Source organism: Shinella fusca (genome assembly GCF_014203155.1).
In the GTDB taxonomy this organism is placed as follows: Bacteria; Pseudomonadota; Alphaproteobacteria; order Rhizobiales; family Rhizobiaceae; genus Shinella; species Shinella fusca.
This window is the reverse complement of the sequence record NZ_JACHIK010000008.1, coordinates 135,834-162,785: the sequence shown is the minus strand read 5'-3', so window position 1 is coordinate 162,785 and position 26,952 is coordinate 135,834. Positions and strand designations below refer to the sequence as shown.

The window sequence follows — 26,952 nt, the reverse complement described above, 5'->3', positions numbered from 1 at the left end:
CGGAGCGTCATGAGGAATGCATGTCGGGGCGGCATCGTAAGTCCCTCCCCCTTGTGGGGAGGGGTTGGGGAGGGGCCTCCCCTCTCAAGCCCGCGCCCGCTGCCCCGCGCTGATCGTCTCGCGAGCCTTTTCCATCATCCGCTGCATGGCCCAGACGCCGATTTCCTCGAGGGTGAGGGGGCGGCTGATGAGGTAGCCCTGGTAGAAGTCGCAGCCGGCGGCGGCGAGCAGCGTCATCTTCTCCGTCGTATCGACGCCCTCGGCGATCACCGACATGTCCTGCGCATGACAGAGCGCCACGAGCGCGCGCAGCGTCGGCAGCGCCGCCGAGCGGGTCAGGCTCTCGACCAGTTCGCGATCGAGCTTGATGGTCTCCGCCGGGTATTCGATGATCTGCTGCACGGACGTGTAGCCCGCGCCGAAATCGTCGATGGAGATGCGGAAGCCGCGTGCGCGCAGGATGTCGATGTTGCGGCGTGACTGCTCGCCGAGTTTTACCGCGAAGGTCTCCGTCAGCTCGATCTCGATCATGCGCGCATCGACGCCGTGGCGGTCGGCGCAGTCGCAGAAATGGTCGCTGATCGACTTGGTGTAGAGCTCGGCGGACGAGATGTTGATGCACAGGATCGTCTCGGCGCCGAAGAGCTTGCGGATATGGCCGTATTCGGCCATCGCGCGGTCGATCACCCACCAGTCGATCTTGCTGAAGAGGCCGGTCGTCTCGGCAATGGGGATGAATTCGTCCGGCGTCACGCGGCCGAGAAGGGGAGAGGTCCAGCGCAGAAGGGCCTCGCAGCCCGTCACCTTGCCGTGTCCGTCGACGATGGGCATGTAGACGAGGTGGAATTCCTCGTCGGGGTTGAGGACGCGCAGTTCCTCCTCGATGCGGCGCTGGCGGTTGCGCTTCTCGTGCAGCGAGCGGGAGTAGCGGGCCGAGCCGTTCTTGCCCTGGGATTTCGCCTGGTACATGGCCGCGTCCGCATTGGCGATGAGCTCGGCAAGCGTATGGGCGTCTTCCGGATAGACGGCGATGCCGATGCTGGCGGTGACCGGATAGGCCTTGTCCAGCACCTCGAAGCCTTCGGCGAAGAGCGAAAGGATCTCGTTCGATATCTGCGTGATCGTGCCGCAACCCGGCTGGCAGCGCAGCATGATGGCGAACTCGTCGCCCGAAAGCCGCGCGAAAAGCCCTTCCGGCAGGCCGTTTGCGGCCGTGATGCGGGTGACGATGGCCGAGATGCGCGCAGCAAGCGTCTTCAAAAGCTCGTCGCCGATCTTGTGGCCGTGCTTGTCGTTGACGAACTTGAAGTTGTCGACGTCGATGAAGAGCAGCGTGCAGCCGAGATCCTCGGCCTCGGCCTCTTCAAGGATCTGCGTGGAGCGGATGTTGAAATATTCGCGGTTGGAGATGCCCGTCAGCGTATCCGTCCAGGAGGCGTTCTGCACGAGGTCGAAGGACTTCATCGAATGGTCGTGCAGCCGCTTGACGTTGACCGAGAGGCGGCCGATCTCGCCGGCCTCGTGCATGTCCGGCAGGGCGCTGCGGCTGCCGGTCATGACGTCGGTGAGCTGGCGGTCGAGGCGGGCGATGGGATTGGTGATGTAGCGGCGCACGAGCAGCAGCACGAGGCCGATGGTGCACAGGCTGAGGGCGATGGCGCCGACGGCGAGCAGGGTCTTCAGCGTGCGGAGCCGGTTTTCGAGGAAGACGGTATCGGGCGTCAGCCGCGCGAACAGCGACGGGCCGAGCGTTGCCGTGGCCGAAAGCGCGCCCTGCGAGAGGAACTGGTGGCGGCTGATCTCGATCGCCGCGCCGTATTCCTTTTCGAGCCCGCGCTTCATGTCGAGGAAGGCGCGCGGCCGCACGGCGGTCTGCACGAGGATGGCGCCGCCCTTGGCGCTCGCCACCGGCCGGTTGAAGGTCAGGGGATCGATGAATTCCGAATGCACGATGAGCGGATCGAGCCCGGGCTCGTCCAGATAGGACCAGGAGGAGAGCCGGGGGCTGGCGATTACCTGACGGGCATGATCGAGCTGCTGGGGCGTGATCTGCGCGAACGGGTCGTCGCTGTCCTCGAAATAGTAATCGACCGTCAGCGGCGGACGGATGATGGCGACCGAGATGAAGCGCCTCTGGTCGTCCGAAAGGGAGGTGATGGACTGCTGCAGCCGGACGCCGAGCGCCGTGCTGCGGTAGGCCGGGTCGCGCTCGTTGATGAAGAGGCGCACCGCGCCGCCCTCGACGAGCGAATAGATGAAGCTGCGGTTCTGCGTCACGTCGTTCTGGAAGACGGCGGTGAGGAGGCCCATCTGCTGCCACAGGCGCGCACGCTCCAGCCCGAGGATCGACGAGCTCTGCACGTAGTAGATCAGGGAGGCCGCGAGCACGTAGCCTGAAAGAATGACCGGGAAGATGAGGGCGAGGGCGCGTTTACCGAGCGTCACTGCGTTGGGCCAGACTGCTGATGATGCGGCGGCGGGCCTGGACCGATTCGACGGTCAGTTCCTCCTGAAGCTGGCTCTTGGCCAGGATTTCCGGTGCGGCATAGATTTCGGGATTGGACTGGACGTCCGGCGGAAGCAGCGCCAGCGCAGCGGTGCTTGCGGTCGGCATGTTGAGTTTGAGGGCGTTGCGCGCGCCGTTCTTCGCGTTGCTGATGTAGTCGACGAGCTTGAGCGCGAGTTCCTTGTTGCCCGAGCGCTCGCTGACGGTGATGCAGTCGAGCCAGGAGAGCGTGCCTTCCCTCGGCACGACGTAGCGCCAGAGGCCCGGCGCGTTCACCTTGTCGTTCAGCGTGTACTGGTCGCCGCTGTAGCCGAGCGCCATGTAGATGTTCGGGCCCTTGTCCGGGCTCTGCACGGAGGTGATGACGTAGTCGTAGGTCAGCACGTAGGGCGCCTGCGCCTTCATCAGCGCGTAGGCGGCCTTCAGCGATTCGTTGTCGTTGGCGTTCACCGACTTGCCGAGCAGCACCAATGGGGCGACGAAGGCCTCCGCATGGTCGTCGTACATGGCGATATGGCCGCGCAGGCTTTCGGCCGGCTTCATGAGGTCGGCCCAGGAGGCGGGCGCCGTCGTCACCTTGTCGGAGCGGTAGAGGATGCCCATCGTGCCCCACAGATAGGGCACGCCATAGCCGCCGCAGCGCTTCGTCCAGCTTTCGGCATAGTCCTTCAAAGCCGGCACGTTGGCCGCATCCAGCGCCATGATGATGCCGCGGTTGCCGTAGAGCTTGGCGCCGTTCTCGTTGGTCACGACCGCGTCGACATTGCTGTTGGGGTCGGCGAGGATCTCGTCGCGCGCATCGCCGCTGTCGTAGAAGGTCTGCCGCACCTCGATGCCGGTCTCGGCCGTGAAATCGGCAAGGATCTGCTCGTCGATATAGGCTTCCCATATGAGGAGGTTGAGCGTGGTCGCCCCGGCGGGACCGGCCGCGGCGAGGGCCGTCAGAGAGACTGCTGCAAGAAGTGCGCCGCGCATGCCAAGGCCCCATTGCCGTTACGTCGGGCAGGATAGGGGCGAAGGATTTATGAAGCGTTACAACCGCTAAGCCCTTTGCCGCTCCTCTTCAACCGGGATACGGCATCCCCGCTTCGTCCCGTGATATATTGTGGACGTGCCGAGGCGCCGGCCGCCTTGCGGTTGGCCTGCCGCCGGACGCGCTCTATGAGCAGGTTCACACGATGCGCGCCCGCCTGCGCCGGCCGCAACCAGAGGAGTTCGACATGGCCCCGACCCCGCTCAAGATCGCGAACCTCATCGCCGCCGAGATCAAGGCGAGCGCCGCGCAGGTCTCCGCCGCCGTCGGCCTCATCGACGAGGGCGCGACGGTGCCCTTCATCGCCCGCTACCGCAAGGAGGTGACCGGCGGCCTCGACGACACGCAGCTTCGCACGCTCTCCGAACGGCTCACCTACCTGCGCGAACTGGAGGCCCGCCGCGCCTCCATCCTCGAAACCATCGCGGGGCAGGGCAAGTTGACCGACGAGCTTACCGCCAAGATCGCCGCCGTTTCGACCAAGGCCGAGCTGGAGGACATCTATCTTCCCTACAAGCCCAAGCGCCGCACCAAGGCGGAGATCGCCCGCGAACGCGGCCTCGGCCCGCTGGCGGATGAAATCCTTGCCGACCGCGCGCTGGTGCCGGCCGAGCTTGCCGAAAAGTTCCTCTCTGCCGAAGTGCCGGACGTGAAGACGGCGCTGGAAGGCGCGCGGGATATCGTCGCCGAGCAGATCACGGAGAACGCCGATCTTCTCAAGCGCCTGCGCGACTACATGAAGGACAACGCCTTCCTGCGCTCGCGCGTGGTGGAGGGCAAGCAGGAGGCGGGCGCGAAGTTCTCCGACTATTTCGACCATACCGAGCGCTGGGCAACGGTGCCCGGCCACCGGGCGCTCGCCATGCTGCGCGGCTGGAACGAGGAAGTGCTGTCGGTCGATATCGTCGTCGACCAGGACAGCACCGAGCCGGTCAAGCCGGCCGAGCGCATCGTCGCCTCCTTCTATGCGGTCGGCACGAAGCCGGGCGACAGGTGGCTTTCCGAGGTGATCGGCTGGACCTGGCGCGTCAAGCTCTCCATGTCGCTCTCGCTCGACCTGATGCGGGAGATGCGCGAGCGCTCGGAGGAGGAGGCGATCCGCGTCTTCGCCCGCAACCTCAAGGACCTGCTGCTCGCCGCCCCCGCCGGCACGCGCGCCACGATGGGGCTCGACCCGGGCATCCGCACGGGCGTCAAGGTCGCCGTGGTCGACAATACCGGCAAGCTGGTCGAGACGACGACCGTCTATCCCTTCCCGCCGAAGAACGACGTGCGCGGCACGCAGGCCGCGCTTGCGAGCCTCGTGCGCAAGCACAGGGTCGAGCTGATCGCCATCGGCAACGGCACCGGCAGCCGCGAGACGGAAAAGCTGGTCGCCGATATGCTGGCAGAGCTTCCCGCGCCCAAGCCGACGAAGGTCATCGTCTCGGAGGCCGGCGCCTCGGTTTATTCCGCCTCGGAGGCGGCTGCCGCCGAATTCCCGAACCTCGACGTCTCGCTGCGCGGCGCGGTCTCCATCGCCCGTCGCCTGCAGGACCCGCTCGCCGAGCTCGTCAAGATCGAGCCGAAATCCATCGGCGTCGGCCAGTACCAGCACGACGTCGACCAGGGGAAGCTCTCGCGCTCGCTGGACGCCGTGGTGGAAGACGCGGTGAACGCCGTCGGCGTGGACCTCAACACGGCCTCGGCCCCGCTGCTCGCCCGCGTCTCGGGCCTCGGCAAATCCTCGGCCGAAGCCATCGTCGCCCATCGCGACGCGAACGGCCCGTTCGAAAGCCGCAAGGAGCTGATGAAGGTCTCGCGCCTCGGCGCGCGCACCTTCGAGCAATGCGCCGGGTTCCTGCGCATCCCGAACGGCAGGGAGCCGCTCGATGCCTCCTCCGTGCACCCGGAAGCCTATGGCGTCGCCAAGAAGATCGTCACGGCCTGCGGGCGCGACGTGCGCGCCCTGATGGGCGACAGCGCGGCGCTGAAGACGCTCGATCCGAAGGTCTTCGTCGACGAGCGCTTCGGCCTGCCGACCGTGAAGGACATCCTCGCCGAGCTGGAAAAGCCCGGCCGCGACCCGCGTCCGGAATTCAGGACGGCGACCTTCGCCGACGGTATCGACGACATCAAGGACCTCAAGGTCGGCATGCTGCTCGAAGGCACGGTGACGAACGTCGCCGCCTTCGGCGCCTTCGTCGATATCGGCGTGCATCAGGATGGCCTCGTGCACGTCTCCCAGCTCGCCGACCGCTTCGTCAAGGACCCGCACGAGGTGGTGAAGGCCGGCGACGTCGTGAAGGTGCGCGTCACCGAGGTGGATGTGCCCCGCAAACGCATCGGCCTTTCCATGCGCAAGGACGGCGCCGCTCCCGCCGGGCGCGACAATGCCCCGCGGAACGACCGCAACGTGGGCATGAAGCCGAAGTTCAGCCAGGCCGCCCCGAAGCGCGAGGCCCCCGCGCAGGGCGCCTTCGGCGCGGCGCTGGCCGAGGCGATGAAGCGGAAGTAAGCCCTAGTTTTCCTAATGGCTGCCGGCAGAAATCGTCGTTTGTCCCGGCCCATGGCCTTGCGCATAGTCGCGGCATGGGCGGGCTCAAACGGGGCCGGCGGCGCGGTGCGCCCCGGTGCGCGACAGGCAGGAAAAAGACATATGACGATCACGATTTCACGCCGGCAGGCAATCGCCGGTGCCCTTCTTGCCGTTCCCGCGGTTTCCGCATTGGCGGTACCGGCGGCGGCGGCCTCGGGCGGCGCGCTGGAGCAGCGGCTTGCCGCGCTCGAGGCGCGCCACAGGGGCCGCATCGGCGTTGCCATACATAATCTCGCAACGGGCGTGCAGATCGGCCATCGCACCGGTGAGCGCTTCCTGATGTGCAGCACCTTCAAGGCGCTGCTGGCGGCCCATGTCCTTGCCCGCGTGGACGGCAAGCAGGAAGCGCTCGACCGGCGGATCGTCGTGAAGAAATCCGATATCATCGACTGGGCGCCGGCAGTGGAAAAGCGTGTCGGCGAGGGCATGTCCGTTGCCGAACTCTGCGAGGCCGCCATCACCCTCAGCGACAACGCCGCCGCCAACCTGCTGCTGGGCGCCTCGGGCGGCCCGGAGGCCGTCACCGCCTTCCTGCGCGGCTTCGGCGATACCGTCACCCGGCTCGACCGAACGGAACCGGCGCTCAACTATCACGACAAGGCGGGTGACGAGCGCGACACGACGACGCCCGCGGCCATGACCGGGACGCTGCGCAAGCTGCTGTTCGAGGCTGTTCTTTCCGGGCCCTCGCGCGCCCAGCTTGCCGCCTGGCTGGTGATGAACAAGACCGGCGACACGCGCCTGCGCGCCGGTTTCCCGGCGACATGGCTGACCGGCGACAAGACGGGCACCAACGGCGACAAGGCCGGCAATGCCAACGACGTCGCCGTGGCCTGGACGCCGGACCGTGGCGCTGTCGTCGTCACCGCCTTCTGCGAGATTCCAGGCATTTCCGGCGACGAGCGCAACGCCGTCATCGCCGAGATCGGCCGCATCGCCGCCGAGGCCTGACACGGAGGGCGCCGCCGAAGCGCGGCGCCTCACGCCTCCGCTTCGCCCTGCAATGCCGACAGCACGTTCATCGCGTGGCCGGCATACTGGCTGATCCAGCGGTCGTGGATCGCCTTGATCGGCAGGGCGTTGAGATGGTTCCAGCGCTCGCGGCCCTCGCGGCGGGGGATGACAAGGTCCGCTTCCTCAAGCACCTTCAGGTGCTGCATGACCGTGCAGCGGTCCATGTCGGAAAACTTTTCGCAGAGTGCGCCCGTCGTCAGCGGCGCGTCCTTCATCGCATCCAGCATCTGCCGCCGCCGTGCATTGGCGAGCGCCTTGAAGACGGCATCCTGTTGCGATTCGCTTGACATGTTATGTTTTTATAACATATTGTGACACTTCACAAGGCAGGGGCGGTACGCCCGGAGGAGGACGGCATGACGCTGGAATTTCGCGTGAACGGGCGTATCGGCAAGCCGGTCGCCGAGGTCTTCGACGCCGTGGTCAATCCGGCAAAGCTGAGCGGCTATTTCACCACCGTCGGCGGGGCGAGCGCGCCGCTCGCCGAGGGCACGACGGTGACCTGGTGGGGCATGGCCCCGGTCGTCGTCGAGAAGGTGGAGAAGGACGCGCTGATCGTCCTGCGCTGGGATGCGATGGTCGAGGAGGGCGAGGCGCCTTACAAGACCCGCGTCGAGATGCGCTTCCAGCCGCTGGAGGACGGCGGCACGATGGTCACCATCGCCGAGACCGGATGGAGGGACAATGCGCGCGGCCAGAAATCCTCCTATATGAACTGCGAGGGCTGGTCGCAGATGCTCGCCTGCATGAAGGCCTACCTGGAATACGGCATCAACCTGCGCGAGGGCTACTATCCGAGCGAGATGCAGGGCGTCGTCACCGCCGAGCAGCAGGATTTCGTTTGACGCCGCCGGCTTGCTCCCGGCAGGGCGAGGGCGTAAGGCTTTCGCCATGCAATGGAGTGACGAGGCCATCGTGCTGGGCGTGCGGCGCCACGGCGAGACGTCGGTGATCGCCGAGGTGATGACGCGCGGGCGCGGGCGGCATCTCGGCATGGTGCGCGGCGGGCGCTCGCGCACCATGCAGCCGGTTCTCCAGCCGGGCAATTCGGTGGAGGTCACCTGGCGGGCGCGGCTCGACGAGCATCTCGGCGAGTTCCGAATCGAGCCGATGACGCTGCGCGCCGGTCGGCTCATGGAGACGGCGACGGCCGTCTACGGCGTGCAGGCCATGGCCGCTCTTCTGCGCTTCCTGCCCGAGCGCGATCCGCACCCCCATCTCTTCGAGGCGCTTTCCGTTATCCTCGACCACCTGCACGAGCCGGCCGATGCCGGCGAGCTCTTCATCCGCTTCGAGCTTGCCGTGCTCAACGATCTCGGCTTCGGCCTCGACCTTCTCGAATGCGCGGCGACGGGCACGCGGGACGACCTCTGCTACGTCTCGCCGAAATCCGGCCGCGCCGTCTCGCGCGGGGCGGGCGCGCCCTGGGCGGACAAGATGCTGGCGCTGCCCACGTTCCTGCGCGACGAGAGCCGGCATGCGGCCGATGCCGTGGCGCTTGCGGACGGTTTCCGCCTCACGGCTTTCTTCCTCAACCGGCATGTCTGCGAGCCGCGCGGGCTGGAGCTTGCCAGCGCCCGCGAGGGCTTCGTGCAGGCGGCGCTGAAGGCGCTCGGCACGCCGCAGAACGATCAATCCCGAAAGGCACATGCATGACGGTCGAGATCTATCCGGGGCTGACGGTCGGCGGCGTCGGCACGCTGCCGCTCGACGTGGTGAAGCGCGACGGCGGCCTGAAGGTGCTGGAAGCCATGCTGGCCGGCACACTTCCCGCCCCGCCGATGGCGAAGACGCTCGCCTTCAGCATGACGGAGGTGGAGGAGGGGCGCGTGGTCTTCGCCGGCCTGCCGTCCGCCGATCACCTCAATCCGCTCGGCACGGTGCATGGCGGCTGGACGGCGACGGTGATGGATTCGGCCCTCGGCTGCGCCGTCTTCTCCGTTATCAGGCCGGGCGAGGCCTATACGACCATCGAGTTCAAGGTGAACCTCGTGCGCCCCGTCCTGCCCGGCATGGGCGAGGTCTTCTGCGAGGGGAAGATCGTCCATCGCGGCCGCACCATCGCCACCTCCGAGGCGTGGCTTCGCGATGCGAACGGCAAGCTGCTCGCTCACGGTACGGAAACCTGCGCGATCTTCCCCATCGACAACCTGACACGCTGACCGCGAAGAGATCGCGGGGCTGAAACGTCCCCGGTTTGGCGTTTGGGCGAAACCGGGTAGTCTGCGCGCCGTTCGTGCCGCGTTGGAGTCTTCATGTTCGAAATCCTGCCCCTGGTCGCCCTCGGCCTTGCCATCTACGCCCTCAACATCGCGCGCGGCAGCGCACGGACCCTCGGCGAAGAGGTCGACCGCCTCCGGCAGGAGGTGGAGGCCCTGAAGGCCGGCGGCGTGGTGAAAGAGGCCGAAACGGAGCCGGAAGAACCGGAGACGGAAGTCGCCGGTCCATGGGCCGCAGGCCCGGTGGACGAAGCGGAAAAGGGCGGGGCGATCGTCGGCGGCGAACCCGCCGTGCCGGCGGAGGCTCTTGCGGCGAGCGAGACTGCGGAAGACGCTGCCGCCGCTCCGGTGCAACCGAAGGAAAGCTTCGAAAGCCGCATCGGTGCGCGCTGGGCCGTCTGGGTGGGCGGCATCGCGCTCGCGCTCGGCGGCATCTTCATGGTGAAATACTCCATCGAGGCGGGGCTTTTGAGCCCGGCGGTGCGCCTGTCGCTCGCCGCGGTCTTCGGCCTTGTGCTGATGGTGGCGGGCGAGGCCGTGCGCCGGCGGACTCAGCCGCTCATCGCCAATGCCTTCCGCAATGCCATGATCCCCGGCGTGCTGACGGCGGCGGGCGCCATCACGCTCTTTGCCGTCGCCTATGTCGCCTATGGCGTCTATGCCTATATCGGGCCGCTTGCCGCCTTCGTGCTGCTCGCCGCCGTCGCCTTCGCGACCATCGGCCTGTCGCTGCTGCATGGGCAGGCGCTCGCCGGCCTCGGCCTCCTCGCCTCCATGATGACGCCGGCGCTGGTGGCGACCGACAGGCCGAGCGCCTGGACGCTCTTCGGTTTCCTTTGCGTCGCGTGGCTCGCCACCTTCGCCGCCGCGCGCATCGGCCGCTGGCAGGTCGTGCCGGCGCTCGCCAATGCCGGCATGCTGCTCTGGGCGCTGCTCTACCTCTCGCAGGCCGCCGCCCCGGATGCCCTGCCGGTGCTGATGGCCATGCTGGTGCTCGCCCTAGGCCACGGCCTCGTCTGGCCGGGCAACGTTGCTGCCGAAGAGATGCCGCAGGGCGCGGCCTCCGCGGACCTGCTCGGCCGCCTCTTCGCCCCGCCGGCCGTCGCCGTCTCGCTGACGGGCGCGCTCGCCATGGCCTTCCCGGCGCTGGTGCTGGCCGGCGGCATGCCGTCGATTTCCCATGCGGACTACGGCTTCGCCGCCGTCGTGCTGGCGCTCGCCGCCCTCGGCGCTCTGCGCGGCTGGGCGATCTACCCGGCGCTGCTTTCGGCCTTTGCAGCCGTTGCCGGCACCGCCGCGATGGCGGTGCTGCCGAACGGTCTGGTCGATGCCCTCGGCTCCCTTACGTCGCCGACATTCGACGGCGCCGCGTTGCTGGTTGGGCCCGTGCCGGTCAACCTGCTCCTTTCCTTCGCCGCGCTTTTCGCCGCCGTCGGCCTTGCCGGCGTGCGGCAGCGCATGGGAGAGGCGCTTGCGACGGTGTGGAGCGTGCTGGCGCCGGCCGTTCCCTTCGTTATCGCCACGATCAGCTTCCTCTGCTTCGGCGATCTCGGCTTCGACCTCAAGCACGGCCTCTTCGCGCTGGTCTTTGGCCTCGTCTTCTTCGTCATGGCGGAGGTCTTTTCCCGTGAACGGCAGGAGACGGACGGCCTCTTCATCCCGCAATGGGCGCTTCCCGCCGGCGGCTTCGCCTTCCTCGTGCTGGCGCTGCACGCCATGACGAGTGGGCTTGCGACGACGCTCGGCGTCGCGCTGCTCGGCGCGGCCGCGGTCTTTTCGACACGCCTTCGCCCCTGGCCGGTCCTGCCCTGGCTGATGGCGGGCGCGGCGGCGGTCATCGCCGGCCGCATCGCATGGGAGCCCACCATCGTCGGTGCGGCGAACCTCTCGAAAACGCCGGTCTTCAACCAGCTTCTCGCCGGCTACGGCATTCCCGCCCTGCTGCTGGCGCTTTCCGCCTTCGAGCTGCGCCGCTGGCCGGGCGAACGCATCCGCAATCTCCTGCAGGCGCTCGCCAGCCTCTTCCTCCTGCTGACGGCGGCGATCCTCGTGCGCCACGGCATGAACGGCGGCGTGCTCGACAGCGCCGTGCCGACGCTCGGCGAGCAGGCGATCTACACGCTGCTGGTCATCGGCGCCTCGGCGATCATGATGTCGCTGGACCTGAAATCGCCGAGCCCGGTCTTCCGCTACGGCTCGATGGTCGTCGGCGGCCTCTCGATGCTCTCGGTGCTGAGCGCCCATTTCATCGGCCTCAATCCCTATTTCACCGGGGAACTCCTCGGAAAGTGGCCGGTGCTCGACCTCCTTCTCGTCGGCTACCTGCTGCCGGGCATCGCCTATGGCGGCCTTGCCTACTATGCGCGCGGCCGCCGGCCGGCGCCCTATGTGATGGCGCTGGCGCTCACCGGCGTCGCGCTCGTCTTCGCCTGGGTGACGCTCTCGGTGCGCCGCTACTGGCACGGCGAGAGCATCGCCGGCTGGAAGGGCTTCCTCCAGCCGGAGACCTATACCTATTCCGTCGTCTGGCTGCTGCTCGGCGTGCTGCTTCTGGCGGTCGGCTCGAAGGCCGATTCCAAGGCCATCCGCCTCGCCTCGGCCGGCCTCGTGCTGATCGCGGTGGTGAAGGTCTTCCTCATCGACATGTCCAATCTCGAAGGCATCCTGCGCGCGCTCTCCTTCATCGGGCTCGGCGCGGTGCTGATCGGCATCGGCCTGTTCTACCAGAAGATCCTCTCCGGAAAGTCCGGGACGGGCGAAAAGGCGGAATTGAACGGCAAGGCGTGACCGGCTAGGAACGCCCATGTCCTTCACTTGCCTTGCCGCCGCCTTCTCGCCGCTCGACGGCCTTGCCGAACGCCTGCTGCCACAGGCTTTTTCGGCCGACGACGGCTCGCACGACGCCGCCCATCTCATCCGCGTGTGGAAGAACGCCCGGCGCATCCGGGCGGAGGAGGGCGGGGACCTGCGGCTGCTCGCCGCCGCCGTGCTGCTGCACGATTGCGTGGCGGTGGAGAAGAACTCGCCGCTGCGCGCCGAAGCTTCGCGCCTCGCCGCGCAAAAGGCTGCTGGCCTCCTTACCGCCGAGGGCTGGAACGCGGAAGACGTCGCCGCCGTCGCCCATGCCATCCTCACCCACAGCTTTTCCGCAAACCTTGCCCCGCAGACGCTGGAAGCGAAGATCGTGCAGGATGCCGACCGGCTCGACGCCATCGGCATGGTCGGCGCGGCGCGCTGCTTCTACATTGCCGGGCGCATGGGCAGCGGCCTCTACGATCCGCTCGACCCGCTCGCCGAAAACCGCCCCCTCGACGACAAGGTCTTCGCCATCGACCATTTCGAGGTGAAGCTCTTCAAGCTGGCAGACGGCTTCCAGACGGCGGCCGGTGCGCGCATGGCGCAGGAGCGCACGGAGCGCCTGAGGGCGATCCGCGCCATGCTTCTGGATGAAATCTGAGGAAAAACATGCTTTTGTGCTGCCGGATTGAATCGGTTCGCCAGCGCGTTGAATCGAAATGTCAGGAAAGGGTCGTCCCATGAAGGTCGTGGGCCTCAACATCCACCCGCTGAAGAGCGCCCGGGCCATTCCGCTCGAAACGGCGGAAGTGCGCCTCGACGGCCTTGCCGGCGACCGGCGCTACATGATCGTCGAGCCGGACGGCCGCTTCATCACACAGCGCGAACTGCAGGCGCTCGCCCGCATGGAAGCGACGGCGGTAGGCGATAGCCTGCATCTGGGAATGGAGGGCCGCCAGCTCTTCGCGAGCTTCGAGCCCGAAGACCGCCTCGACGTGCTCGTGTGGGACAGCCCCGTCAGCGCGTCGGTCGCCGACGAGGCGGTGAACGAGGTGCTGTCGGACTGGTTCGCCCGGCCGGTGAAGCTCGTATACATGGATGCGCTCTCGCACCGCGCCGAGGGCGAGGAATGGGCAGGCAGCCCCACGCCCGTCGGCTTCGTCGACGGTTTTCCCGCCCTCGTGACGACCACCGGCTCGCTGGCCGACCTCAACCGCACGCTCGTGGAAAAAGGGCAGGAGCCGGTCGGCATGGACCGCTTCCGCACCAACATCCTCGTCGAGAACGACGAGCCCTGGGCGGAAGACCTCTGGGAGACGATCGAGGTGGGCGGCATTGCCTTCGACCTCGTCAAGCCCTGCGCGCGCTGCATCATGACCACGCAGGACCAGATGACCGGCGAGCGGATCGGCGGCAACCCCATCCAGGGCCTTGCCGAAAAGCGCATGTCCGCCGACCGCCGGGTGCCCGGCGTGCTCTTCGGCTGGAACATGGTGCCGCGCGCCACCGGCGAAATCCGCCTCGGCGATCCGGTGCGCGTGGTGAAGACGCGCACCGAACGGTGGCCGCTGAAGGTGCGGGGATAAGCTCGGACAGATCGTTCAGGCCGGCATGGGCTGAAGAGCGGCCGGTCCTACACCCAGCCTCGGCGGCGGAAGTAGAGGAAGGGCACGAGCGCCGAGAGGATCATGATGGCGATCGCCCAGGGATAGCCGAGGTGCCATTGCAGCTCCGGCATCAGCTCGAAGTTCATGCCGTAGACCGAGGCGACGAGCGTCGGCGGCAGGAAGACGACCGAGGCGACGGTGAAGATCTTGATGATCTGGTTCTGCTCGAGGTTGATGAGGCCGAGCGTCGCGTCGAGCAGGAAGTTGATCTTGCCCGAGAGGAAGGCCGCGTGGTCGCCGAGCGAGGAGGCGTCGCGCTGCACGAGCTTCATCACCTGGCGGATTTCCTTGGAGGGGCGGCGCGCCGGATTGTCGATCGCCGCATGGAAGGCGACGAGGCGCGAGGTGCTGACGAGGCTTTCGCGCACGCCGCTGAGGAAATCGCCCTTGCGGCCGAGCTGCTCGATCAGCGCCTCGAGGTCGCGCGTCTTGTTGCCGGAGGAAGTGCCGGTCTTGCTGCGGAAGACCTCGCGGGAGATGGCGTCGATCTCGTTGCCGAGCCGTTCCAGCACGTCCGCCATGCGGTCGATCACCGATTCGATGATGCCGAGCATGACATCGCCGCCCGACTGGTAGCTGTGGCCGTTGCCGCGCAGCGCCCGGGCGCAGAAGGTGGCGAAGGGCTTGGCGTCGGTGTAGCGCACCGTCACCAGCGTCGCCCCGCGCAGGATGAAGGTCGCCGGCGTCTTGGCCGGCTCGTCGCCGTCGAGGTTGGTCAGCATCGTCATGGTCATGAACTCCGCCCCGTCCTCCTGGTAGAGCCGGGCGGAAAGCTCGATGTCCTCCATCTCCTCCCGGCTCGGGACGGTGATGTGGAGCGCGGCTTCGACCTCCCGCACCTCCTCGGGCGCGGGATCGAGCAGGTCATACCAGAGGGCAGGGGAGACCGCCTGCTCGATGGCCGGGTTGGAAATTTCGCGCAGGCAGAAGCGGTCCGCCCTGCGGGCATAGATTTGCAGCATGCTTCACTCCTTTGAGGGCATTCTCGCCGTCCGGAGGAAGCCGCAAGGCTTTACCGGATGGGCCGCTCGATTGCTCTCGATCGTCGACTGTCGGGGTCCATTTTTCTATCCGGGTTTGGTTGGCGCCGTGTGACGCCCGACGGTGGCAATGCGCCTAAATCGATGGCGCGTCAAGTCGAACCGCGGGTTTGCCGGACCGCCTCATCTCATCAATCGGGCTGATCGCCCGCTCAATTAAATTCATTTCTATTTATCAATGGCTCGCCTTAGATTGCGCCTCCGATTTTGGAGACAGTTCCATGCCCGCTTCCCGTCCTGAAACCGCTTCCGCCGCGGCCCGGCCGATGCCCTGGCTCATCATCCTCGCCGGCTCGCTGATCGCCGTGCTCACCTTTGGCCCGCGCTCGGCGATGGGCTTCTTCCAGCTTCCGATGCTCCAGGATACCGGCTGGGACCGCACGACCTTCGGCCTCGCCATGGCGTTGCAGAACCTTGCCTGGGGCGTCAGCCAGCCCTTCTTCGGCGCCATCGCCGACAAGTTCGGCACCTGGCGCGTGCTCCTGATCTCCGGCCTCGTCTATGCGCTCGGCCTCTACCTCATGTCGCTCGGCACATCGCCGCTCTGGCTGCATGTCGGCGGCGGCGTGCTGGTCGGCCTCGGCGTCGGGGCGGGCTCCTTCGGCATCCTGCTTTCCGCCTTCGCGCGCAACGTGACGCCCGAGCAGCGCTCCATGGCCTTCGGCATCTGCACGGCGGCGGGCTCGGCCGGCATGTTCCTCTTCGCGCCGCTCTCGCAGGGCCTCATCAGCGCCTTCGGTTGGTCGGACAGCCTCGTCTATCTCGGCATCCTGATGCTCGCCGTGCCGGTCATCGCCATTCCGCTGCGCGGCAATTCCTCCTCCGGCATCACCGCGGCGAGCGAATACAAGCAGACGATCGGCGAGGCGCTGCGCGAGGCGCTCGGCTACCGCAGCTACCTGCTGCTCGTCGCCGGCTTCTTCGTGTGCGGCTATCAGGTCGCCTTCATCACCGCGCATTTCCCGGCCTATCTCAGCGACATCGGCATCGATGCCCGCTATGCCGTGATCTCGCTGGCGCTGATCGGCTTCTTCAACATCATCGGCTCGCTGGCCGCCGGCTTCATCGGCCAGCGCTACTCCAAGCCCTATTTCCTCGCCTATATCTACCTTGCCCGGTCCGTCGCCGTGTCGGCCTTCATCCTGCTGCCGAAGTCGCCCATCTCGGTCATCGTCTTCGCCGTCGTCATGGGCCTCCTGTGGCTCTCCACGGTGCCGCCGACCAACGGCCTCGTCGCCATCATGTTCGGCACGCGCCATCTCGGCCTTCTCGGCGGCATCGTCTTCCTGTCGCACCAGGTCGGCTCGTTCCTCGGCGTATGGATGGGCGGCTACCTCTACGACCATTTCGGCACCTACGATCCGGTCTGGTGGCTGGGCGTGGCGCTCGGCCTCTTCGCCGCCGTCGTCCATTGGCCGATCGAGGAGAAGGGCGTTACCCGCCCGGCCGTGGCCTGATCGCAAACAATGCGCCGCCCGGCAAAGGATTCCGGGCGGCGCGCCTTGCAAAGCGTCACGAAAGTTTCTAAATCTGATCCACCGGCAATGCCGGTTTTGTTTTAAGGCTATTATGCTCAACTTGAGCAAAATAGCTTGAGAGGAGGGTTCCATGACCGTTCTGGCCCATGCGCAGGCAGCCGAAGCCGCTCGCCCGCTCACCGCCGCGGAGCGCTTCGGCGTCGTCGACAAGCCGGATCTTGCCTTCACGCCGGAGATCGCCCGCGAGACGGAGCATCTCTACGAGAAGGTCAGGCAGTTCATCCCCGCCTTCGAATGGCCGGTCTATGCGCCCTATGTCGCCGCCATCAACCGGCTGAAGAAGGAGCGCGGCGCGGTCATCCTCGCGCATAACTACCAGACGCCGGAAATCTTTCACTGCGTTGCCGATATCGTCGGCGATTCGCTCCAGCTCGCCCGCGACGCCACCAAGGTCGATGCCGAGATCATCATCCAGTGCGGCGTGCACTTCATGGCCGAGACCTCCAAGCTGCTGAACCCGGAAAAGACCGTGCTGATCCCGGATTCGCGCGCCGGCTGCTCGCTGTCGGATTCGATCACCGGTGCGGATGTGCGGCTCCTGAAACAGCGCTATCCGGGCGTTCCGGTCGTCACCTACGTCAACACCTCGGCCGACGTGAAGGCGGAGACGGACATCTGCTGCACGTCCTCCAACGTGCTCGCCGTGGTGGAGAGCCTTGCGAGCGACACGGTGCTGTGCATTCCCGACGAATATCTCGCCCTCAACGTCGCCCGCCAGACGAACAAGAAGATTCTTACCTGGAAGGGCCACTGCGAGGTGCACGAGCGCTTCACCGCGGCCGAGCTCCTTTCCTACAAGGAAGCCCATCCCGGCATCGAGATCATCGGCCATCCGGAGTGCCACCCGGACGTCATCGAGGTGTGCGATTTCGCCGGCTCGACCTCGGGCATGATCAACTACGTGAAGGACCATCGCCCCTCGCGCGTGCTGCTCGTCACCGAATGCTCCATGGCCTCCAACATCCAGGCCGAGCTTCCGGACGTCGATTTCGTCAAGCCGTGCAACCTCTGTCCGCACATGAAGCGCATCACGCTGCCGAAGATCCTCGACAGCCTGGTGTCCATGACTGAGGAGGTCCTGGTCGACCCGGCAATCGCCGACCGCGCCCGCCTCGCCGTCGAGCGGATGGTGAATTTGAAACAGTAGTGGAGCGCGGCTGGAGGTCGCGAAGAGATAGAGACGCAAGCGGTACGGGTTTCGATCTCCCCCCTTGTGGGGGAGATGCCCGGCAGGGCAGAGGGGGGTGATCCTCCTCGCCGCGCGGGCCGCCACCCCCTCTGTCACTTCGTGACATCTCCCCCACAAGGGGGGAGAACAGTCCAGTGCGCGCAGGAGGAAAACAGCATGCCCATCGACAGCTTCCGTCCGCAATCCTGGAACGGCATCGACGATATCGTCATCGTCGGCGGCGGGCTTGCAGGCCTTTTCTGCGCGCTGAAACTCGCGCCGCGCCCCGTCACCGTCCTTGCCGCCGCGCCCATCGGGCAGGGCGCATCCTCGGCCTGGGCGCAGGGCGGCATCGCGGCGGCCATGAGCCCCGGCGACACCTTCGACAAGCACGTCGCCGACACGCTGGAGGCCGGTGCCGGCATCGTCGACGAGAAGATGGCGCGCTTCATGGTGGCCGAAGGCCCCGCGCGCATCCATGACCTGCTCGACTACGGCGTGCCCTTCGACCGGGACCTCGAGGGCAGGCTGATGCTTTCCCGCGAGGCCGCCCATTCCGAGCGCCGCATCGTGCGCGTCAAGGGCGACATGGCCGGCAAGGCCATCATGGAGGCGTTGATATCCGCCGTGCGCAAGACGCCGTCGATCCGCGTTCTGGAAGGCTATGTGGTCGAGGAACTGGTGCGCGAGGGCCGCTTCATCGCCGGCGTCGTCGCGCGGCCGGATGCCGGCCAGTCGAAGAAGCGCGTGCATTTCCCGGCGCGCGCCGTGGTTCTGTGCTCGGGCGGCGTCGGCCATCTGTTCGCCGTCACCACCAATCCGTGGCAGGCCTGCGGGCAGGGCGTCGGCATGGCCGCGCGCGCCGGCGCCATCATCGCCGATCCGGAATTCGTGCAGTTCCATCCGACCGCCATCAATATCGGCCGCGATCCCGCCCCGCTCGCCACCGAGGCGCTGCGCGGCGACGGAGCCCATCTCGTCAATTCCGCCGGCCACCGCTTCATGCTGGATATCCACGAGGACGGGGAGCTCGCCCCGCGCGACATCGTCTCGCGCGGCGTCTATGCCGAGGTGCAGGCCGGCCGAGGCGCCTTCCTCGATTGCACCAGGGCCGTCGGCGCACATTTCCCGGATATGTTCCCGACCGTCTACGCCTCCTGCAAGGCGGCCGGCATCGACCCGGTGACGCAGCCGATCCCCGTCGTGCCGGCCGTCCACTATCATATGGGCGGCGTGCTGACGGACGGCGAAGGCCGCACCTCCATCGACGGCCTGTGGGCAGCCGGCGAGGTCACTTCCACGGGCGTGCACGGCGCCAACCGCCTCGCCTCCAACTCCCTGCTGGAAGCCGTCGTCTTTTCCGCGCGCATCGCGGAGAACATCAAGGGCATGCTGCCGGAGCCGAAGACCAACGACTGGGGCCAGAATGCCGGCGAGAGCGACGACCTCGTGACGGTGGAGGACAGCGCGGCGCTGAAGCGCCTGCGCCGCGTCATGAGCGACTGCGTCGGCGTCATCCGCGAGCGCGAGGGCCTGAAGACGGCCATCCGCGAGATCGCGGCGCTGGAGCGCGGGAACAGCCGCATGCGCTTCCACAACATCGTCACCACCGCCAAGCTGATCGCCGTCGGGGCCTATCTGCGCGAGGAAAGCCGCGGCGGCCACTTCCGCTCCGATTTCCCCGAGCAGAAGGCCGCCTGGAAGCACCGCACCTTCCTGACGCTCGCCGATGCCGAGAAGGTGGTGGCGGAGGTCGCGGAAACGGCGGCGGCGTGAGGTGAGGCGGCCCGTGGTGGTTCACCCCCCTCTGCCCTGCCGGGCATCTCCCCCTCAAGGGGGGAGATTGGTTGGAGGACCGTTTCGCGTTCCTTTGACGTTACGGTTTGAAGGGTGTTTTCGCTTCCAGCCGATCTCCCCCCTTGAGGGGGAGATGCCCGGCAGGGCAGAGGGGGGTAGCGCCTCGGCAGGACGATGAGAGGAGGACCGAATGCCGCATCACGAGGTTCGCCCCACAACACGCGGAAACGCGCGCAGGATGCGTCGGGCGATGACGGATGCGGAGCTGCGGTTCTGGAATGCGGTTCGTGCCCATCGTCTCATGGGACTGAGCTTCCGTCGGCAAATGCCGATAGCAGGCTACATTGTCGACTTCGCCTGTCCCGAGCATAAGATCGTCGTCGAAATCGACGGTTCGGGGCATGCCAGACCGGACGCATTGAGGTCGGACGAGGAACGCAATGATAGGCTCGAAGCGCTCGGCTGGACGAATTTGCGCTTCTGGAACGACGACGTGCTGAAGGACATCGACGGCGTGTGCACCCACATTCTCCGCGTTGTCGGTTTCGATGCCTTCGAAGAAAGAATTTCTCAGGAATACAGGATATCCCCATGACCCATCCCCATCTCCCCGTCCTCTCCCCGCTGATGGTGGAGGATCAGGTGCGTGCGGCGCTTGTCGAGGATCTCGGCCGGGCCGGGGACATCACCAGCCAGGCGACCATCGCGCCGGAGATGACGGCGACGGCGGAGCTGAACGCGCGGGAGGAGGGGGTCGTCGCGGGTCTCGATCTGGCGCGCGCCGCCTTCCGGCTGATGGACCCGGCGATCCGCTTCGAGGCCTTCGTGAAGGACGGTGACCGGCTTTCCCCCGGCACGGTGATCGCGACGATCTCCGGCCCGGCGCGGGCGGTGCTCTCGGCCGAGCGGGTGGCGCTGAACTTCCTCATGCACCTTTGCGGCGTTGCGACCTATACGGCGCGCTTTGCCGGCGAGATCGCCCATACGAAGGCGAAGGTCTGCTGCACGCGCAAGACCATCCCCGGCCTCAGGGCGCTCGAAAAGTATGCCGTGCGCATGGGCGGCGGCTCCTCGCATCGCTACGGCCTCGACGACGCCATCCTCATCAAGGACAACCACATCGCCGTCGCGGGCGGTGTTGCCGGCGCCATCCGCGCCGCGCGGGCCTTTGCCGGCCATCTCGTCAAGGTGGAGGTGGAGGTGACCACGCTGGAGGAGCTGGAGGAGGCGCTGGAGGCGCAGCCCGACGTGATCCTCCTCGACAATATGGGGCCGGAACTGCTGCGCCGCGCCGTCGAGATCAACCGCGACTGCGCCGGCCTTTCCGACGAGGCCTATGCCGCCGATCCGCGCCGGGTGAAGCTCGAAGCCTCCGGCAACGTGAACATCGCCACCATCCGCGCCATCGCCGAAACGGGCGTCGACTACATCTCGACCTCCAAGATCACCATGGCCGCGCCGACGCTGGACATCGGCCTCGACATCGTCCTGCGATAGCGGAACACCATACAGCGCGATGCGTTCCGGCTCCTTGAGCACCTGAACGGAGGACGCATCATGTCGAAGATCGTCGCGCTTGCCGCCGCAGCGGTAATCCTGGCCGCACCGGCTTTCGCCCAGCAGACGAAGAACACGGCCGAGGCCAATTTCGTCGACCGCGCCGGCACCGAGACCGGCCGCGCGCACCTGACCGCGGGCCCCGAGGGCGTGCTGTTCGAGGTGGAGGTCTCCGGGCTCACCCCGCGCAAATGGGTGGCGCTGCACATCCATGAGAAGGGGGCCTGCGATCCCACGGGCGGTCACGAATCGGCAGGCGGCCATTTCAATCCGGATGAGAGGAAGCACGGCTTCGCCTCCGCCGACGGCCCGCATGCCGGCGACCTGCCGAACCAGTATGTCGGCGACGACGGCATCCTGCGCGCGCAGATCTATTCCACCATGGTACGCCTCGACGATGCCGAGCGCGGCATCCGCGGCCGCGCGCTGATCGTCCACGCCGGCTCCGACGACTACCGCACGGACCCGGCCGGCGGGGCGGGCGACCGGATCGCCTGTGCGGTGATCAAGTAGAGGCTTTCAGCGCGTTCCGACCTTGAGGCCGGGCGCCGGGCGCTCCTCGAGGATACGGCGGCGGAAGCGGAAGAGGGCGGCGGGCCGCCCGCCGGTCGCCGAGGTCGAGGCGCCCGTCGGCTCGACCAGCTCCGCGCCCTCCACGAGGCGGCGGAAGTTCTGCTTGTGCAGGTGCCGGCCGGAGATCGCCTCCACGGTCGCCTGCAGTTCGGTGAGGGTGAATTCCGGCGCCATCAGCTCGAAGATCACCGGACGGTATTTGATCTTGCCGCGCAGCCGCGCCATGGCGGTGGCGAGGATGCGGCGATGGTCGTGCCGCATGGCGACGCCCGGCGAAGGCTGGCCGGCGCGCGCACGCCCGTCCGTCACCGCCTCCTCGGCAAGGCCGGCCTCGTAGAGCAGTTCGTAGCGCTCCAGCACGCGCTCCTCGTCCCAGGGGAAATCGTCGAGGCCGAAGGCGAGGCGCACGCGGGTGAGCGGCGGGGGCGTGGAGGCTGCCCGCTCTTCGCGCAGGGCATCGCCCGCCCAGCATTTCAGCGCCGGCAGGATGGCCTGGTCGAGCATGGCCGGCCGGCCCTGCCGCCAGTCCTCCCAGGGAAGATAGGTGTACCAGTCGCGCCAGGCCGCGCCCGCTTCGGCCAGCCGCTCGTTCGCCTCGTCGTCCGTGCGGGCGAGCGCCAGGTAGCCGACGGAGACCATGTGCGTGCCGGCCTCGTCGGGCAGCTTCTGGCGGCCGCGGTCGCCGAACGTATAGAGCTGCTCGATATAGCCGAGCTTCAGCGCCGTCTGCGCCTCAACGCTGGCGCGCAGGCTCGTCTCGAAGGTGCGGTGCTGCTGCGGGGCGAAGGGGCCGAAGGGCAGCGCGTCGCGCGCACCCGGGCCTTCGCCGGCGACAGCGAGGATCGACGGGCTGCGGCCGGAAATGGCGACGACCGCCGCATTGAGGCCGATCTCGACAGGCGGGCGGGTAAGGGCGTCCGTCATGGTTCGGCCCGCTCCGGTACGGCGGAAAAGACGAAGGGGCTGTCGCCGACATAGTCCGCCCCGCGCCCGATGGCCCGGACGGCGGCGACGAGCCGCCCGCCGCGATCCAGCACACGGTCGCCGATCTCGACGAGCCGCGCATTCGGCGTTGCCTGCACGGAGGCCTGCCGCAGGCGTAGCGCCAGCGCGTGGTCGTCCTGATCCGGCTCCACGGCGAGCGCGATGAGGAGGGCGGCGGCCGGCGAGCGGGAAACGCCCATCTGGCAATGGACGAGAAGCGGCGCCTGCCGGTCCCAGCCGCGGGCGAAGGCGAGAATGGCCGCCACATGCTCTTCGCCGGGCGCGACGAGCTTGCCCGTGCCGGCAAAGGCGATATCGTTGACGCCGAGGATGAGGTGCCGGCCGGCGGAGATCACGGCCGGGCGGTGGAAATCCTGCCTCGGCGCGACGAGGCTCACCATTTCGCGGCAGCCGTGCCGGACGGCGAGCTCGGCGATCTTCGGAAGGGGGGCGACGACGATCCGGCCCATCCTCACACCGCAGCGGCGGGAAGGCCGCGCTCCTCTTCCAGCGCCGCGAAACGCTCGCAGAAGCGCGCCTGCGCTTGCGTTGCCGGCATGGGGGCGATGTCGAGCATGTCGCGCGTGATGCCGCGCGGCGCGCCGAAGAATTTCGTCGCCTCGGCATGGGAGAAGCCGGCAAGCTCCGTCGCCTCGAAGAAGGCGGCGACCTGGTCGGCCTTCTTGATCTTCGCCTTCAGCGCGGCGGGCGTTGCGGGCGGCAGGCCGAAGCGCAGGTGGACGGCGGCCTCCAGCCGCTTCTCCACCGTCTTGTAACCGCCGCCGACGACCGCCTTGAAGGGCGAGATCATGTCGCCGATCACGTATTCCGGCGCGTCGTGCAGCAGCGCCACGAGACATTCGCCCGCATCGCAGCGGTTCTGCCGCCGGAAGATCGCCTCCACGACGAGCGAATGCTGCGCGACGGAAAAGGCATGGTCTCCGTGCGTCTGCCCGTTCCAGCGCGCGACGCGGGCAAGCCCGTGCGCGATGTCGGAAAGCTCGATGTCGAGCGGCGAGGGGTTGAGAAGATCGAGCCGGCGGCCGGACAGCATGCGCTGCCACGCGCGCGGCTCGGTTTTCGCGCGGGGGGCGGTCATTGGGATATCCCGCTGGGCATTTTGGGGCGGCACCCCCCTCTGCCCTGCCGGGCATCTCCCCCACAAGGGGGGAGATTGATTGTGGCGCCGCCTCGCTCCTTGCCGATCTCCCCCCCTGTGGGGGAGATGCCCGGCAGGGCAGAGGGGGGTAGCCCCCAACCGCACCTCTCCCGCAAAAGCGCCCTCATTGCGCCGGCACCTCGGTCGCCTCTTCGGGGAAGCCGAGCCCGGTCCATGCGGGGAGCTCCAGCGTCACGGGCACGTCGCCCGCGGTAATCGGCGTGCCCGTGCGCATGGCGTCCGCCGCGCGGTCGAGGCGCACCACGGCGAGGCCGAGGAGGCCGGAGACGGTGCCGAGCGTGCCGATGGGCTTGCCACCGGCAAGAAGCTCCGTGCCGGTCGCGGGAAGGGCGGTTTCGGCCTTGACGATGACCGGGCGGCGGCGCGCCGTGCCGCGATGCTGCATGCGGGAGACGACCTCCTGCCCGACATAGCAGCCCTTGCGGAAGGAAAGGCCGCCGCTGCGGTCGAGCAGCACGTCATGCGGGAAGGCGTCGGAAAGCGCGTAGTCTCGGCCAGATTCAGGAAGGCCGGCGGCAATGCGAAGGCCGTCGTAGAGGGCAGGGGCATCGGTGCCGCCCGCGCCCGGCCGGCGGGAGACCGTCACGCCTGCGGCGGCGAACCGCGCATCGTGCGGCGCATCCGCCTCGGGTGCGTCCCATGCCACGGTCACCGCACCGCCCTCGACGGCGGCAAGGTCCACGGCGGCGCGCAGCTTGTAGAGGGTAAGGCGCTTGAGGAGCCCGTCGCGCTGCTCCTCGCCCGTCTCGATGAGGAAGGCGTCCGCACCGTCGCGGCGGATGAGGAAATCGAACAGGATCTTGCCCTGCGGCGTCAGAAGCGCGCCGGGGCGGATTTCGCCTTCGGGCAGGGACGGCAGGTCCGTGGTGATCAGGGCTTGCAGGAAAGTCTCGGCATCCTTGCCGGAAAGGCGGAGAAAGGCGCGGCCGGAAAGCGTGACGGAAGGCATGTTTCGATCCAGTTTTGCGCGCGCCGGCAGGGGCCGGCGGCAGGCGGCGCATCGCTGCGCCTTTGGAAACAGAGGTAGAACGGCAGGGCTGCTTTCGCAAGGTGCGGGGCTTTTTCTCCCGTATAGGCAACGCGTAGAAAGGCAGCCCCTCATCCGGCCTGCCGGCCACCTTCTCCCCGCAAGCGGGGCGAAGGGGATACGCCGCGCCGGTTTCCTCAAACAAAAGCGGTTAGTAGGGCAAGTCCCCTCTCCCCGCTTGCGGGGAGAGGGTTAGGGTGAGGGGCAAGCTCCAGATGTGAGGGAAAATGGGCCGCCGTCGTACGAACTAAAAAAGCCGGGTTCACTCACCCGTGACGAAGAACTTCCATTCCCCGTCCGGCGTGATGCCGACGCGGTAGAAATTGTAGCTGCCGAATTCCTGCATGTCGGCGTAGTCGCCAGCGGTCACGAGGCGCAGGAGATCCACCTTTTCCGGCGGCGTCAGGCTGGCGAGCGGCTTTTCGGCGAAATAGGGCCAGACATACATGTCGTCCGGCGTGCCGGCGCCGACATGGGCGAAGCCGGTGGAGAGCACGTCGAGCAGGATGGCGAGCACCTCGATGCCGTCCGGATCGCCGGACTGGCCTTTCAGCGTCTCGACCGGGCCCTCCTCGCTCTCGACCATGGAGACCTGCGTCTGCGTCACGCCCTTGCCGAGCAGCGGGCGAAGGCGCTCGATATCGCCGGAGGCGGCCGCCTCGACGATGAGCTGGCGCATGCGGCGCACGGGCTCCGGCGCCTTCTCGATGTCGTAGAACACCTCGACAGGCGTCTGCGGCTCGTCCTCGGCGGGCGCGTCGTCCGCGGGTTCCGTCACGGCCTGGTTCTTGCGGACGATGGGATCGGGAAGCGGCAGTTCGAGGGGGCTTGCTTCCTCCCCGTCCTGTTCCGTCTCGACCGGCGCGGCCTTCTCGTCTTCGGCGGGCTTCTGCTGCGCCACGCCCTGCTCGTGCCTCAGCTCGCTGAGGGCGAAGGCGGGGTGCAAGGGCAGGGTGAGCGCCGTCGTGCCGAAGAGTACGGTGAACGCGATAAGGCTGCCGCGAAGCAGCTTCTTGCCGTCAGCCTTCGTCTGCATGATGTGTCTTTCCAGCCTATTGCAGGATGCGCTCGGGGGAGAATTCTCCGGCCAGCATGCGCTCGCGCAGCGAATCGAGCAAGGCTTCCGCGCCGCGCTCGCCATGGACCCGGATCGTCTCGCGCAAGGCGAGCGCGATGGCTGCATCGGCGATGATTTCCGCCTCGATGCCGTCCGCCATGCCATCGGCCCAAGCCTCGTTCTGGTATTCCAGAGCGGCCTGCATCTTCTCGTGCACGATCATCTCGTCGATATCGTTGAGAGTAGGTTCCATAGATCGGTCCATGCGAGGCATTCAGTTCTTACTTGACTGTTAACGACCTTAGCAGCCTTTTCCCAAAACGGCACTGGCTGCTGGAAAAACAGGTTAATTAATCGCTAATTCCCGAACCTTGCGGTAATTTCCGTGGCAAGTGTTGCTCCTTCGGCACGGTATCTTCCTTCTGCGACAACGGCCGAGTCGGTGCAAGCCGTATAGATGGCCGCAAAGGAGCGGTATCCACGGTTGAATGCCGCCGTCAGCCGTTCCTGCCGCTTCGGCTCGCCTGCCGCTTCGAGGTCGATGAGGCGCTGCATGGAGCCGCGCCACTCGTCCTCCGCCTTGTCCGTGCAGAGATTGCGCAGGTAACTCACCGCCCCGAGGATTTCCGACAGCCGCTCCAGCCGCTCGTCATAGGGCGCCGGCTTTTCCACGGCCGCCTCGGGGGTCTGCGCGGCCTTCTCGTCCTTCGCCGGTTGAGCGAAGGCGGGGGCGGCAAGGGCGAGGAGAAGCAGGAGCGCGGGGCGGAGCCTCATGCGGAAAGCTCCGCGCGCTCGGCTTCCAGGCGGCGGATGCATTCGCGCACGCTGTCGGGCGCCGGCATCTTCTCGATCTCGCCCGCCGTGTACCAGCCGACGCTTGCCGCATCGTCCGCGGCGACGGCGACCGCGTTCTCGTCCGCCTTCACCTTGAAGACGGAGAGGAAGAACGACTGGCTGCCGGGGCCGTCCTCGTGGCCGGGCAGGTCGTAGGTGGCGAAAAGCACCGGCTTTTCGGCGCGCAGGCCCGTTTCCTCGAAGAGTTCGCGCAGCGCGGTCTCGGCCGGGCTCTCGCCCGGCTCGCCCCGCCCGCCCGGAAAGGCGTACATCGCATCCGACGGCGGCTTGGTGCGCAGCACGAGCAGGTAGCGCCCGTCGCGCTCGACGATGGCGGAGGAGGCGGGCTGGGGCATCTTCGACGTCTTCATCGCGGGTCCGGTT

The 26,952-nt window shown here is 67.3% G+C and carries 26 protein-coding genes; 14 read left to right on the top strand and 12 right to left on the bottom strand.

Annotated elements, in window-relative coordinates:
* Positions 1–84 precede the first annotated feature (84 nt).
* Together HNQ66_RS13595 and HNQ66_RS13590 are read right to left on the bottom strand one after the other, a co-directional pair.
* On the bottom strand, positions 85–2,445 hold the full coding sequence (locus tag HNQ66_RS13595) for an EAL domain-containing protein (RefSeq protein ID WP_184144701.1): 2,361 nt from the start codon (positions 2,443–2,445) through the stop codon (positions 85–87).
* Positions 2,432–3,481, bottom strand: coding sequence for a polyamine ABC transporter substrate-binding protein (locus HNQ66_RS13590; RefSeq protein ID WP_184144700.1), 1,050 nt, complete (start codon positions 3,479–3,481; stop codon positions 2,432–2,434). The genes HNQ66_RS13595 and HNQ66_RS13590 overlap by 14 nt, the downstream gene beginning before the upstream one ends.
* 245 nt (positions 3,482–3,726) lie before the next feature.
* Here HNQ66_RS13590 and HNQ66_RS13585 point away from each other — a divergent pair, with 245 nt between their 5' ends.
* The gene (locus HNQ66_RS13585; RefSeq protein WP_184144699.1) at positions 3,727–6,036 is read left to right on the top strand and encodes a Tex family protein; all 2,310 of its coding nucleotides are present in this window, start codon (positions 3,727–3,729) and stop codon (positions 6,034–6,036) included.
* Positions 6,037–6,177: 141 nt separating this feature from the next.
* Positions 6,178–7,068 carry a class A beta-lactamase gene (gene bla, locus HNQ66_RS13580; protein ID WP_184144698.1) on the top strand — a complete coding sequence of 297 codons (891 nt, stop codon included), beginning with the start codon at positions 6,178–6,180 and terminating at the stop codon, positions 7,066–7,068.
* A gap of 29 nt (positions 7,069–7,097) precedes the next feature.
* On the opposite strand, the gene HNQ66_RS13575 is transcribed toward bla, so the two are convergent.
* Positions 7,098–7,421 (bottom strand): ArsR/SmtB family transcription factor, encoded by a 324-nt coding sequence (locus HNQ66_RS13575; RefSeq protein ID WP_184144697.1) that lies wholly within the window; start codon positions 7,419–7,421, stop codon positions 7,098–7,100.
* 66 nt (positions 7,422–7,487) lie between these two features.
* Here HNQ66_RS13575 and HNQ66_RS13570 point away from each other — a divergent pair, with 66 nt between their 5' ends.
* The 6 genes from HNQ66_RS13570 (at position 7,488) to HNQ66_RS13545 (ending at position 13,732) form a co-directional block, all read left to right on the top strand.
* A complete protein-coding gene (locus HNQ66_RS13570; protein ID WP_184144696.1) occupies positions 7,488–7,976 on the top strand; it encodes an SRPBCC domain-containing protein in 489 nt (162 codons plus the stop codon).
* A 46-nt stretch (positions 7,977–8,022) separates the two neighbouring features.
* The gene (gene recO / locus HNQ66_RS13565) at positions 8,023–8,787 is read left to right on the top strand and encodes a DNA repair protein RecO (RefSeq protein WP_184144695.1); all 765 of its coding nucleotides are present in this window, start codon (positions 8,023–8,025) and stop codon (positions 8,785–8,787) included.
* Positions 8,784–9,293: a PaaI family thioesterase gene (locus tag HNQ66_RS13560; protein ID WP_184144694.1), complete on the top strand. Its 510-nt coding sequence runs from the start codon at positions 8,784–8,786 to the stop codon at positions 9,291–9,293. Before recO ends, HNQ66_RS13560 begins: the two co-directional genes overlap by 4 nt.
* Positions 9,294–9,386: 93 nt before the next feature.
* Positions 9,387–12,137, top strand: a complete 2,751-nt coding sequence (locus HNQ66_RS13555; protein WP_184144693.1) for a DUF2339 domain-containing protein — start codon at positions 9,387–9,389, stop codon at positions 12,135–12,137.
* A 16-nt stretch (positions 12,138–12,153) separates the two neighbouring features.
* Complete coding sequence (locus HNQ66_RS13550; protein WP_184144692.1) at positions 12,154–12,807, top strand: HD domain-containing protein; 654 nt, start codon at positions 12,154–12,156, stop codon at positions 12,805–12,807.
* A gap of 79 nt (positions 12,808–12,886) precedes the next feature.
* Positions 12,887–13,732, top strand: coding sequence for an MOSC domain-containing protein (locus tag HNQ66_RS13545; protein WP_184144691.1), 846 nt, complete (start codon positions 12,887–12,889; stop codon positions 13,730–13,732).
* 47 nt (positions 13,733–13,779) lie between these two features.
* Here the strand turns inward: HNQ66_RS13545 and corA are convergent, their stop codons facing one another.
* A complete protein-coding gene (corA, locus tag HNQ66_RS13540) occupies positions 13,780–14,775 on the bottom strand; it encodes a magnesium/cobalt transporter CorA (protein ID WP_184144690.1) in 996 nt (331 codons plus the stop codon).
* 299 nt (positions 14,776–15,074) lie between these two features.
* On the opposite strand from corA, the gene HNQ66_RS13535 reads away from it, so the two are divergent.
* The 6 genes from HNQ66_RS13535 to HNQ66_RS13510 all read left to right on the top strand — a co-directional run bounded on the left by HNQ66_RS13535 (position 15,075) and on the right by HNQ66_RS13510 (position 21,426).
* A complete protein-coding gene (locus HNQ66_RS13535) occupies positions 15,075–16,310 on the top strand; it encodes an MFS transporter (protein WP_184144689.1) in 1,236 nt (411 codons plus the stop codon).
* 151 nt (positions 16,311–16,461) lie between these two features.
* Complete coding sequence (gene nadA, locus HNQ66_RS13530) at positions 16,462–17,538, top strand: quinolinate synthase NadA (RefSeq protein ID WP_184144688.1); 1,077 nt, start codon at positions 16,462–16,464, stop codon at positions 17,536–17,538.
* A 198-nt stretch (positions 17,539–17,736) separates the two neighbouring features.
* Positions 17,737–19,335, top strand: coding sequence for an L-aspartate oxidase (locus tag HNQ66_RS13525; RefSeq protein WP_184144687.1), 1,599 nt, complete (start codon positions 17,737–17,739; stop codon positions 19,333–19,335).
* A gap of 211 nt (positions 19,336–19,546) precedes the next feature.
* A complete protein-coding gene (locus tag HNQ66_RS13520) occupies positions 19,547–19,951 on the top strand; it encodes an endonuclease domain-containing protein (RefSeq protein ID WP_184144686.1) in 405 nt (134 codons plus the stop codon).
* On the top strand, positions 19,948–20,853 hold the full coding sequence (nadC, locus tag HNQ66_RS13515) for a carboxylating nicotinate-nucleotide diphosphorylase (protein ID WP_184144685.1): 906 nt from the start codon (positions 19,948–19,950) through the stop codon (positions 20,851–20,853). The genes HNQ66_RS13520 and nadC overlap by 4 nt, the downstream gene beginning before the upstream one ends.
* 60 nt (positions 20,854–20,913) lie before the next feature.
* Positions 20,914–21,426, top strand: a complete 513-nt coding sequence (locus HNQ66_RS13510; protein WP_184144684.1) for a superoxide dismutase family protein — start codon at positions 20,914–20,916, stop codon at positions 21,424–21,426.
* A gap of 6 nt (positions 21,427–21,432) precedes the next feature.
* Here the strand turns inward: HNQ66_RS13510 and HNQ66_RS13505 are convergent, their stop codons facing one another.
* From HNQ66_RS13505 to HNQ66_RS13470, 8 genes are all read right to left on the bottom strand, one after another.
* A complete protein-coding gene (locus HNQ66_RS13505) occupies positions 21,433–22,410 on the bottom strand; it encodes an NUDIX hydrolase (protein WP_184144683.1) in 978 nt (325 codons plus the stop codon).
* Entirely contained in the window at positions 22,407–22,940 is a 534-nt protein-coding gene (locus HNQ66_RS13500; protein ID WP_184144682.1) for a tyrosine phosphatase family protein, read from the bottom strand. The genes HNQ66_RS13505 and HNQ66_RS13500 overlap by 4 nt, the downstream gene beginning before the upstream one ends.
* Before the next feature lie 2 nt (positions 22,941–22,942).
* Positions 22,943–23,569: a YfbR-like 5'-deoxynucleotidase gene (locus HNQ66_RS13495; protein ID WP_184144681.1), complete on the bottom strand. Its 627-nt coding sequence runs from the start codon at positions 23,567–23,569 to the stop codon at positions 22,943–22,945.
* Positions 23,570–23,753: 184 nt separating this feature from the next.
* Positions 23,754–24,599 carry a CAF17-like 4Fe-4S cluster assembly/insertion protein YgfZ gene (gene ygfZ, locus HNQ66_RS13490; RefSeq protein ID WP_184144680.1) on the bottom strand — a complete coding sequence of 282 codons (846 nt, stop codon included), beginning with the start codon at positions 24,597–24,599 and terminating at the stop codon, positions 23,754–23,756.
* A gap of 340 nt (positions 24,600–24,939) precedes the next feature.
* Positions 24,940–25,713 carry a hypothetical protein gene (locus HNQ66_RS13485; RefSeq protein ID WP_184144679.1) on the bottom strand — a complete coding sequence of 258 codons (774 nt, stop codon included), beginning with the start codon at positions 25,711–25,713 and terminating at the stop codon, positions 24,940–24,942.
* A 16-nt stretch (positions 25,714–25,729) separates the two neighbouring features.
* Entirely contained in the window at positions 25,730–25,999 is a 270-nt protein-coding gene (locus tag HNQ66_RS13480) for a hypothetical protein (protein WP_184144678.1), read from the bottom strand.
* A 92-nt stretch (positions 26,000–26,091) separates the two neighbouring features.
* On the bottom strand, positions 26,092–26,508 hold the full coding sequence (locus HNQ66_RS13475) for a TIGR02301 family protein (protein ID WP_184144677.1): 417 nt from the start codon (positions 26,506–26,508) through the stop codon (positions 26,092–26,094).
* Positions 26,505–26,939 carry an NUDIX hydrolase gene (locus tag HNQ66_RS13470; RefSeq protein ID WP_184144676.1) on the bottom strand — a complete coding sequence of 145 codons (435 nt, stop codon included), beginning with the start codon at positions 26,937–26,939 and terminating at the stop codon, positions 26,505–26,507. Before HNQ66_RS13470 ends, HNQ66_RS13475 begins: the two co-directional genes overlap by 4 nt.
* Positions 26,940–26,952 lie beyond the last annotated feature (13 nt).

Coding starts and splice junctions, on each gene's coding strand:
- HNQ66_RS13590 (WP_184144700.1), bottom strand. CDS start 3,481: ATGCGCGGCGCACTTCTTGCAGCAGTCTCTCTGACGGCCCTCGCCGCG.
- HNQ66_RS13585 (WP_184144699.1), top strand. CDS start 3,727: ATGGCCCCGACCCCGCTCAAGATCGCGAACCTCATCGCCGCCGAGATC.
- bla (WP_184144698.1), top strand. CDS start 6,178: ATGACGATCACGATTTCACGCCGGCAGGCAATCGCCGGTGCCCTTCTT.
- HNQ66_RS13575 (WP_184144697.1), bottom strand. CDS start 7,421: ATGTCAAGCGAATCGCAACAGGATGCCGTCTTCAAGGCGCTCGCCAAT.
- HNQ66_RS13570 (WP_184144696.1), top strand. CDS start 7,488: ATGACGCTGGAATTTCGCGTGAACGGGCGTATCGGCAAGCCGGTCGCC.
- recO (WP_184144695.1), top strand. CDS start 8,023: ATGCAATGGAGTGACGAGGCCATCGTGCTGGGCGTGCGGCGCCACGGC.
- HNQ66_RS13560 (WP_184144694.1), top strand. CDS start 8,784: ATGACGGTCGAGATCTATCCGGGGCTGACGGTCGGCGGCGTCGGCACG.
- HNQ66_RS13555 (WP_184144693.1), top strand. CDS start 9,387: ATGTTCGAAATCCTGCCCCTGGTCGCCCTCGGCCTTGCCATCTACGCC.
- HNQ66_RS13550 (WP_184144692.1), top strand. CDS start 12,154: ATGTCCTTCACTTGCCTTGCCGCCGCCTTCTCGCCGCTCGACGGCCTT.
- HNQ66_RS13545 (WP_184144691.1), top strand. CDS start 12,887: ATGAAGGTCGTGGGCCTCAACATCCACCCGCTGAAGAGCGCCCGGGCC.
- corA (WP_184144690.1), bottom strand. CDS start 14,775: ATGCTGCAAATCTATGCCCGCAGGGCGGACCGCTTCTGCCTGCGCGAA.
- HNQ66_RS13535 (WP_184144689.1), top strand. CDS start 15,075: ATGCCCGCTTCCCGTCCTGAAACCGCTTCCGCCGCGGCCCGGCCGATG.
- nadA (WP_184144688.1), top strand. CDS start 16,462: ATGACCGTTCTGGCCCATGCGCAGGCAGCCGAAGCCGCTCGCCCGCTC.
- HNQ66_RS13525 (WP_184144687.1), top strand. CDS start 17,737: ATGCCCATCGACAGCTTCCGTCCGCAATCCTGGAACGGCATCGACGAT.
- HNQ66_RS13520 (WP_184144686.1), top strand. CDS start 19,547: ATGCCGCATCACGAGGTTCGCCCCACAACACGCGGAAACGCGCGCAGG.
- nadC (WP_184144685.1), top strand. CDS start 19,948: ATGACCCATCCCCATCTCCCCGTCCTCTCCCCGCTGATGGTGGAGGAT.
- HNQ66_RS13510 (WP_184144684.1), top strand. CDS start 20,914: ATGTCGAAGATCGTCGCGCTTGCCGCCGCAGCGGTAATCCTGGCCGCA.
- HNQ66_RS13505 (WP_184144683.1), bottom strand. CDS start 22,410: ATGACGGACGCCCTTACCCGCCCGCCTGTCGAGATCGGCCTCAATGCG.
- HNQ66_RS13500 (WP_184144682.1), bottom strand. CDS start 22,940: ATGGGCCGGATCGTCGTCGCCCCCCTTCCGAAGATCGCCGAGCTCGCC.
- HNQ66_RS13495 (WP_184144681.1), bottom strand. CDS start 23,569: ATGACCGCCCCCCGCGCGAAAACCGAGCCGCGCGCGTGGCAGCGCATG.
- ygfZ (WP_184144680.1), bottom strand. CDS start 24,599: ATGCCTTCCGTCACGCTTTCCGGCCGCGCCTTTCTCCGCCTTTCCGGC.
- HNQ66_RS13485 (WP_184144679.1), bottom strand. CDS start 25,713: ATGCAGACGAAGGCTGACGGCAAGAAGCTGCTTCGCGGCAGCCTTATC.
- HNQ66_RS13480 (WP_184144678.1), bottom strand. CDS start 25,999: ATGGACCGATCTATGGAACCTACTCTCAACGATATCGACGAGATGATC.
- HNQ66_RS13475 (WP_184144677.1), bottom strand. CDS start 26,508: ATGAGGCTCCGCCCCGCGCTCCTGCTTCTCCTCGCCCTTGCCGCCCCC.
- HNQ66_RS13470 (WP_184144676.1), bottom strand. CDS start 26,939: ATGAAGACGTCGAAGATGCCCCAGCCCGCCTCCTCCGCCATCGTCGAG.